7 protein-coding genes are annotated in these 8,308 nt (G+C 72.1%); 6 read left to right on the forward strand and 1 reads right to left on the reverse strand.

Annotation, left to right across the window (positions count from 1 at the left end; genetic code table 11):
• Nucleotides 1-266: 266 nt before the first annotated feature.
• The 5 genes from ACWDA7_RS22405 (at nucleotide 267) to ACWDA7_RS22425 (ending at nucleotide 5,855) form a co-directional block, all read left to right on the forward strand.
• Nucleotides 267-1,073: a DUF2690 domain-containing protein gene (locus tag ACWDA7_RS22405; protein WP_450605997.1), complete on the forward strand. Its 807-nt coding sequence runs from the start codon at nucleotides 267-269 to the stop codon at nucleotides 1,071-1,073.
• Between the two features lie 170 nt (nucleotides 1,074-1,243).
• The gene (locus ACWDA7_RS22410; RefSeq protein ID WP_450605998.1) at nucleotides 1,244-1,888 is read left to right on the forward strand and encodes a hypothetical protein; all 645 of its coding nucleotides are present in this window, start codon (nucleotides 1,244-1,246) and stop codon (nucleotides 1,886-1,888) included.
• Nucleotides 1,889-2,100: 212 nt separating this feature from the next.
• Nucleotides 2,101-3,933 carry a phosphatidylglycerol lysyltransferase domain-containing protein gene (locus ACWDA7_RS22415; RefSeq protein WP_450605999.1) on the forward strand — a complete coding sequence of 611 codons (1,833 nt, stop codon included), beginning with the start codon at nucleotides 2,101-2,103 and terminating at the stop codon, nucleotides 3,931-3,933.
• 129 nt (nucleotides 3,934-4,062) lie between these two features.
• Complete coding sequence (locus ACWDA7_RS22420; protein WP_450606000.1) at nucleotides 4,063-5,079, forward strand: permease; 1,017 nt, start codon at nucleotides 4,063-4,065, stop codon at nucleotides 5,077-5,079.
• Nucleotides 5,076-5,855, forward strand: a complete 780-nt coding sequence (locus tag ACWDA7_RS22425) for a TIGR03943 family putative permease subunit (protein WP_450606001.1) — start codon at nucleotides 5,076-5,078, stop codon at nucleotides 5,853-5,855. Before ACWDA7_RS22420 ends, ACWDA7_RS22425 begins: the two co-directional genes overlap by 4 nt.
• 28 nt (nucleotides 5,856-5,883) lie before the next feature.
• On the opposite strand, the gene ACWDA7_RS22430 is transcribed toward ACWDA7_RS22425, so the two are convergent.
• On the reverse strand, nucleotides 5,884-6,465 hold the full coding sequence (locus tag ACWDA7_RS22430; RefSeq protein WP_450606002.1) for a TetR/AcrR family transcriptional regulator: 582 nt from the start codon (nucleotides 6,463-6,465) through the stop codon (nucleotides 5,884-5,886).
• A 315-nt stretch (nucleotides 6,466-6,780) separates the two neighbouring features.
• Between ACWDA7_RS22430 and ACWDA7_RS22435 the strand changes: the two genes are divergently transcribed.
• Complete coding sequence (locus ACWDA7_RS22435; RefSeq protein ID WP_450606003.1) at nucleotides 6,781-8,232, forward strand: MFS transporter; 1,452 nt, start codon at nucleotides 6,781-6,783, stop codon at nucleotides 8,230-8,232.
• Nucleotides 8,233-8,308: the final 76 nt, after the last annotated feature.

Below are 8,308 nucleotides of genomic sequence, written 5' to 3' on the forward strand. Positions count from 1 at the left end.
CCCAGCGGACCTACGGGTCTTACACCCTCAACACCAGCCGGGTCGGAACCTGCCCGGTTCGGTACTATAAGCAAAGGAGTTGCTGTGCCAGCCTGGCTCTCGCTCGGCACGGTGTGCGCGCTTGGTTCTCGCAACGCACACCGAGCAGCTTACCCGGTCGCGTGGACGGGTTTTCGCCCTGGAGGCGAAACCCCGTTGCCTGCCCTGCTCCGCAGGAGTCCGATTCCTCCCCAGCCTGAAGGCCAGGGCATCCTCGGGGGAACCAGGTGAAAGCCGGCGCAGCGCGGACGGCGTGGGTCTCGCGGGCGGCGGCCACCCCGCCCCCGCAGACGGACGGGCCGTTCGTGACGGAACTGCGCGATCTGAAGGAACGAACCGGTCTCAGCCTCGCGGCCCTCGCCGCGCGCACCCCCTACAGCAAATCCGCCTGGCACCGGTATCTCAACGGCGCTCAGCGGCCTCCCCGTTCGGCGGTCGAGGCGCTCGCCCTGCTCGCCGGCGCGGATCCCGCCCCGTTGCTGGCCTTGTGGGAGACGGCCGACCGTCCGCCCGCCGTGGACGCCCCGGCCCGTCACGAGGGACCGGGGCGATGGCTCCTCAGCCTCCGCCGACCGCCGCTCACCGCACTCGCCCTGATCGTCACCGTCGCCACCGTGTCCATGACCCTCGTCACGGCCCACCGCTCCGGTGCGCCCGGCGGGCGGCAGGTGGCGGCTTCGCCGAGGTGCCGGGGCGCCTCCTGTCAGGGGCAGCTGCCCGACGTCGCCGCATGCGACCGGGACGCACAGACGAAGAGCTCGGTCTGGGCCGCCTCCTACGCGGTGCGGCTGGAGTACTCCCCGTCCTGCGGCGCGGCCTGGGCCGAGGTCCAGGCCCAGGCCTCGGACGCCCGCGTCATCTCCGTCCACTCAGGACGTGACGTGCTGTCGGCGGCGTACCCGGGGGACGGTTCCGGCGGCACGGCGAGCCCCATGCTCGCCGTGGCTTCACCAGAAGGAGTGGAGGCGTGCGCCGAGGTGGACGGCAAGCTGGCGTGCACCGGCCTGGACGCGCATCCCACCGGCGAGCACTGAGCCGATGATCCCACTGCAGTTCATCTCCTGGTGTACGGCGTGTCCTCGCACTTCCCCTGGCGGATGTCCTACATGTTGTAGGGTTTGGCTCGTTCGTCCGCCGGCCGGCAGCGGCCGGCGCGTTGTCGCCGATCGGGGGATCCGTGCAGGAGCCAGACGAGCCGTCACCCGTGAGCGGCCCGGTCTTCGAGTCGGTGGTGGACCGGGCCCTGGACCATCCGCAGGTCGCGGCCGCGATCGGCGCCGCCCCCATGCGCGAATGGCTGCGCTCGCAGGCGCTTCAGGCGCGCGATCGGCTGACCGGTGCCGCAGCCCATGAACTCGACCGCTATCTCGCGCTCCGTGCCGCCGCGGTAGCGCGCCGACGGCGTCGGTCGCGCGACGACAACCGGGCCGAGAGCAGACTCCTGCCCGTGTTCGCGGTGCTGGTGCCGAGCCTCGGGGCCGCGGCCACCGGTGTCTTCCTGCTGTGCGGATTCGGCCTCCGGGCCTTCGCCGTGCGCCCGCACATCGGCGACGGGCTCGTGATGGCCGGGGTGATCGCCGCCGCCGTGACGGCGGGAGCGGCCCTCGGGGACCTCGGCTGGATTCTGGCGACCCGCGCGCGCTGCCGGAACGGCCGTGACGACGATCGGGCGGAGGCTGATCCCGGGGTGCGCAGTGCCCGTGCGGACTGGGAGCGCGCCCTGCTGGAGCGGGCGCTGGTGCCGTTCCTGCTCGCGCATGTCGATCTCCAGCGGGCGGACCGCGGGCCCGCGGAGGGCGAGCCTGTGGGCTTCGAGCGGGTCGTCGGCGCGGAGGAGCGGGCCCAGTAGTGATACCACGGCTCCCCGCCCGGGGAACCGGTTCATGTCCCATGCGGTCGCCCTTGCCTGATTCCTACCTTTTGCCGGGCTCCGCTTTACCCCTACGAAACGTACGGTCGATGTGTTGGTCCGGGAGAACCGAGGGCAGACTGTCCCGCACTCTTGTGTCAGCTTCCGTCCACGCCGGTCGCTCCGGCTTCTTGTCAAGGTGAGTCATCGCGGTGCCCGCACAGCAACAACCACTGATCCCCCAGCAGCGCGACCAGCATGCGCGCGGTACGGCGGGGGAGGGCTCGGCCCTGCTCGCGCGCCTGCGCCCCGGGGCGGCCGCGGCCACGGTCTGGTACCTCAGGCTGCAGGCCGTGCTGAACATCGTTGCCGTCCTCTCCCTGCCCTTCCGAGAAGAGGTCCACGAGCACAACGTCGGCGAGTTCTTCACCCCGTACCTGGCCACCGCGGGACTGGTCTCCGCGGCGCTCGCGCTGTTCCTCGCGCTGGTGATGCGCCGCCGCAAGCGGGCCGCGTGGATCTTCAACATGATGCTGGCCGGCCCGCTGTTCGCGCTCTACGTACTCGCCCTGACCCAGGACGGCTACCGGCAGCACGCCTTCAACTGGATCTCGGCCCTGCTCACCGGACTGTTCGTGGCCGCGTTGCTGCTCGGCCGCAAGGAGTTCCGTGCCGTGGGCGACCGCTCCAACCCGCGGCTCGCGCTGATCGTCGGTGCGGCGGGCATCCTCGTCAGCGGCGGCCTCGGCGCCCTCCTGGTGGACGCGACCAACAAGGTCTCCGGCGCCTCCCTGACCGACAAGATCGCGTACACGCTGCTGCGCGGGGTCAGCGTCGGCCCGCTGGCCGACCGTATCGACACCGTGGACGCCCCGCGCTGGGTGGACATCGCCATCAACGTCCTGATCGCCGTCTCCTTCCTCCTCGTCCTGTACGCCTGCTTCCGCGCCCCCCGCGGCCGGGAACTCCTCGGCGAGGAGGACGAACGGCGACTGCGCGACCTGCTCGCCAGACACGGCGACCGTGACTCCCTCGGTTACTTCGCGCTGCGCCGCGACAAGGCCGTCATCTGGTCGCCGAGCGGAAAGGCCGCCATCACCTACCGGGTGGTCGGAGGCGTCACGCTGGCCGCCGGCGACCCCATCGGTGACCCCGAGGCCTGGCCCGGCGCCATCGAGGAGTGGCTGGAGGAGGCTCGCCGCCATGCCTGGACGCCCGCCGTGATGGGCGCCAGCGAGGAGGCCGGGACGATCTACGCCCGGCATGGCCTGGACGCCCTCGAACTGGGTGACGAGGCGATCGTGGAGGTCGCCGACTTCAGCCTCGAGGGGCGCGCGATGCGGGTCGTGCGACAGGCGCACAACCGGGTCCGCCGCGCCGGGTACACCGTGCGGATCCGGCGCCACGGCGACATCCCCGAGCTCGACATGGCCACCCTGATCGAGAAGGCCGACCACTGGCGCGACGGCGGCAGCGAGCGCGGCTTCTCCATGGCGCTGGGCCGCCTCGGCGACCCGGCCGACGGCTGCTGCATGATGCTGGAGTGCCGCGACGCCGAAGGTGAGCCCAGGGCCCTGCTCAGCTTTGTGCCCTGGGGTGAGCACGGCCTCTCCCTCGACCTGATGCGGCGCGACCGCGGCTGCGAGAACGGCCTGATGGAATTCATGGTCATCGAGCTGCTGACACGCGCCCGCGACCTCGGCATCGAACGGGTGTCGCTCAACTTCGCCATGTTCCGCGCCGTCTTCGAGCGCGGTTCCCGCCTCGGGGCGGGTCCCGTCCTGCGGCTGTGGCGCTCGGTGCTGACCTTCTTCTCCCGCTGGTGGCAGATAGAGTCCCTCTACCGCGCCAACGCCAAGTACCGGCCGGTGTGGGAACCCCGCTTCCTGCTGTTCGAGAAGAGCAGCGACATCCCGCGCATCGGGATCGCCAGCGCGCGTGCCGAGGGCTTCCTCACGGCGCCGAGCCTGCCGTCCCTCTTCAGGCGGCGGCACGCCCCGGCCGCGCAGGGGCGGCCGCAACTGTCCCGTGGGAAAGGTTGCTGAACGGGTACGGAAAGGGTCATCGAGCGGTAAAGTCCCGGGCCCGCGGTGAGACGCGGCACCCGGGACGACGTACAGGAGGCGAGGGGGTGAGACCCCCGCGCCGCCAGCCGCCCCGGAGGTACCCCGCTCGTGACGATCGTCAAAGCACCGCCGGCGCCGGTCGACCGGCCACGGGGCGACGAGGAGGCTCCGCAGGACCGCCGGTTCACCTCCTCCCACGGCCTGATCCTCCTGCTGCTCCTGCTGGTCGTCGGACAGGGCCCGATCCGGCGGGCGCTCGGCGCTCCGGTGATGCAGAGCTGGATGACCGTCTTCCTCGCCGTGGTCATCCAGGCGCTGCCCTTCCTCGTCCTCGGTGTGCTGCTCTCGGCGGCCCTCGCGGTGTTCGTCCCGCCGTCGTTCTTCGCCCGCGCCCTGCCGAAGCGGCCGGCCCTCGCGGTGCCGGTCGCCGGGGTGGCCGGAGCGGTGCTGCCCGGCTGCGAATGCGCCTCCGTGCCGGTCGCCGGGGCCCTGGTGCGCCGGGGCGTCACGCCCGCGGCGGCGCTGGCCTTCCTGCTGTCCGCTCCCGCGATCAACCCGATCGTGCTGACCGCCACGGCAGTCGCGTTCCCGCGCGACCCGGAGATGGTTCTGGCCCGGTTCGCGGCCAGCCTGCTCGTGGCATGCGCGATGGGCTGGCTGTGGCAGCGCCTCGGCCGCACCGACTGGCTGCGGCCGCCGGCCCGCACCTCGCACGAGGGGCAGAGCAAGGGCGCCGCATTCTGGGACTCCGTACGCCACGACGTCATGCACGCCGGCGGATTCCTGGTCGTCGGAGCCATGGCCGCGGCCACGCTGAAGGCCGTGGCGCCGGCGAGCTGGCTGCGTACGGCGGCGGGCGATCCGGTGGTGGCGCTCCTCGCGCTCTCGGTCCTCGCGGTGCTGCTGTCCATCTGCTCCGAGGCGGACGCCTTCGTGGCGGCGTCGCTGTCGCAGTTCTCGCTCACCGCCCGGCTGGCGTTCCTCGTGGTCGGCCCGATGATCGACCTGAAGCTGTTCGCGATGCAGGCCGGCACCTTCGGACGCGCCTTCGCGCTGCGGTTCGCGCCCGCCACCTTCGTACTGGCGATCCTGGTGTCGGTCGTGGTCGGGGCGGCGCTGCTGTGAACCGTCAAGCACAGGCGGCCGTCCTGTTCCTGCTCGGCGGGGCGATGCTGCACGCCGGAACGACCAGCCTGTACCTGCGCTATGTGAAGGCCGGGCTGCAGCCGCTGCTGCTCGCGGCCGGTGCCGTCCTGATCGCGGCGTCCGCCGCCACCGCCTGGTACGAGCTGCGCCGGGGGCGGGCGGCCCGGCGACAGCACAGCGGGGGCCGTACGCCCGAGGGCCACGCCGACGGTCACAGCGGCGACGGCGACGGCGACGGTCACGGTCACCGCGAGCCCCGAGTCTCCTGGCTCCTCGTGCTCCCCCTGTTCGCCCTCATCCTGGTCGCCCCGCCCGCACTCGGCTCCTACAGCGCTCTTCGCTCCGGTACGGCGCTCCAGCCGCCGCTGGCCTACCCGGCCCTGCCGTCGGGCGATCCGGCCCCGCTGAGCCTGGTGGACTACGCAGGTCGCGCGGCGTACGGGCACGGGCGTTCCCTGGGGGACCGCAAGGTCGAGGTCACGGGATTCGTCGCCCTCGACCCCGGCGGTACGCCCTACCTCGTCCGTATGGCCCTCAACTGCTGTGCCGCCGACGCCCAGCCGGTCAAGATCGGTCTGTCGGGGAAGCTGCCGCCCGTGCTGCAGCCGGACTCCTGGCTCCAGGTCACCGGCACCTACACCGGGAGGCGGACCAAGGACCCGGTCAACGGCGGGATCATCCCGTTCCTGGACGTCATCCAGGCCAAGCCGGTCCCCGAGCCCAAGGACCCGTACGACGAGAGCTGGAACCAGTAAGGGGAGGGTCCGCGGCCTCTGGGCCGGGTCAGTGGGCCGTCGCCCGGACCCCGTCCAGGGCCACGGCCAGCACCCGGTCCCGCTGCGCGTTGTCGAGGAAGTTCGTCGCCGTGATTCCGGCGACCATGCGCAGCAGGTCGTCGAAGCCGATGTCCGTACGGGCCTCGCCCGCCTTCTGTGCCTGCTCGAACAGCGGGCCGCCGGCCTGGTACATGGACTCCCGGCAGGCCAGGAAGACGTCCGACTCGTCGTCCATGGCCTCACGGATCGCCCGCTTGGTCACCGTGTAGTCCACGAAGCGGCGCAGCCACGAGGTGAGCGCCTGCCACGGCTCGAGTCCGGCGACCTCCCGGGCCACCCGGCACAGATCGTTCACCTCGCCCGCGTACACGCTCTCGAACAGATGGCGACGGGTGGGGAAGTTCCGGTAGAGCGTCCCGATGCCGACGCCGGCGCGGCGGGCGATGTCCTCCAGCGAGGCCTCCGCGCCGTGTTCCGCGAAGGCCTCGCGTGCCGCGGCGATCAGGGCGTCGTAGTTCCGGGCGGCGTCCTTCCGGTGCGGTCGCTGAGACGCGACGATCTCGCTGACGGGGAACGGCTGAACCGACACGTGTGCCTCCCTGGCCGGAACGAGCTTGAAGCGGAGGTGTGCCTCCGTTACACTGGAGGTGTACCTCCACTTTAGCAGTCGAGGTGCGCCCGTCGTGGAGGCGTGCGGCCGCAGGCATCCACGGCAGGCGCGCGACCTCTCGACCTTTTCGATCCGACGACGGGTCCGCGCAGTCCGCGCCGCCACCCGTGCCACCACCCGTCCCGCGACCGCCGCCCATGGCCGTCGGCGTGCTCCGCGCCGCCCGCAGCGCGACCGAGCCCGTACGACCGTGGCCGGACGATTTCGGCCGCACCCTGTTCGGAGAGGCTTTTGATGCCCCGCAAGTCCACCCGCCTCACCTTCGCGGTCCTGGCGACCGGTGCCGGCGTGTTCTCCATGCTGCAGTCGCTGATCGCGCCGGCCCTGCCGACCGTCCAGCATGCGCTGCACACCTCACAGTCCACCGCGACCTGGGTGATGACGGCCTATCTGCTGTCCGCCTCGATCTTCACCCCGATCCTCGGCCGGGTCGGCGACCTCGCCGGAAGGAAGCGCACTCTCGTCGCCGTCCTGCTGACCGTGCTGGCCGGCTGTCTGGTCGCCGCGCTCGCCCCGAACATCGGCGTGCTGATTCTGGCCCGGGTGATCCAGGGGGCCGGCGGCGCGCTGTTCCCCCTCTCCTTCGGCATCATCCGGGACGAGTTCGCCCCGGGCGAGGTGAGCGGGAGCATCAGCAACCTGTCCGCGGTGATCGCCGCCGGCGGCGGCGTCGGCATCGTCGCGGCCGGCCCCATCGTGTCCGCGCTCGACTACCGCTGGCTGTTCTGGATCCCCGTCGCCGTCGTCGCGGCGACCGCACTGATCGCCTTTCGCTTCGTGCCCGAGTCGCCCAACCGGGCCGAGGGGCGTGTCAACTGGCTGGGCGCCGTGCTGCTGTCGGCATGGCTGGTGGCCCTGCTGCTGCCGCTGAGCCAGGCGACCCAGTGGGGCTGGGGATCGGCCCGGGTGATCGGTCTGTTCGTCGCCGCGGTGGTGCTCTTCGCACTGTGGCTGCTGGCCGAGGCACGCTCCAGGACCCCGCTCATCGACCTGCGCGTGATGCGGCTCCCCGCCGTATGGACGACCAACACCGCCGCCCTGCTGTTCGGCGCGGGAATGTACTCGATCTGGTCCTTCCTGCCGGGCTTCATGCAGACGCCGCGCAGCGCCGGATACGGCTTCGGCGCGTCCGTCACCGTCTCCGGACTGCTCATGCTGCCGATGCTGATCGCCATGTTCTGCTCCGGCGTCCTCAGCGGCCGGCTGGAGCCGGTGCTCGGAGCCAAGGCGCTGCTCACCGCCGGTGCCGCTCTCGGCGCGGTCGCCTGCGGCATGCTCACCCTCTGGCACGACCAGCAGTGGCAGGTGGCCCTCGTCTCCGGTGTGTTCGGCCTGGGCATCGGACTGGCCTTCGCCTCGATGGCCCAGCTGATCGTGGGCAGCGTCCCCATCGAGCAGACGGGCGCGGCGACCGGGATGAACGCCAACATCCGGACGATCGGCGGTTCCATCGGTGCCGCGGTCACCAGCGTGCTCGTGACCGGGCGGCTGCAGCCCTCGGGTCTGCCCTACGACTCCGGCTACACGCACGGCTTCGGCCTGCTCGCCCTGCTCTGCCTGGGCGCGGCGCTGGCCGCGCTGCTCGTCCCGGCCCGGCGCGCGGGCCGCGTGACCGGCCTGCCCCGTGCGGCCGAGGCGCCGGCCCACAGCGAGCCGGAAGCCGCCGCCCCGGCGGTGCGCGGCTGACGGCGCGGGGCACTCGACGGATCGAACCCGCAGACGGCGCACCGACCGCCGCCCCCGCCCACAGGCCGGGGCGGCG

The organism is Streptomyces sp. NPDC001156, assembly GCF_053598275.1.

Coding starts and splice junctions, on each gene's coding strand:
- ACWDA7_RS22435 (WP_450606003.1), top strand. CDS start 6,781: ATGCCCCGCAAGTCCACCCGCCTCACCTTCGCGGTCCTGGCGACCGGT.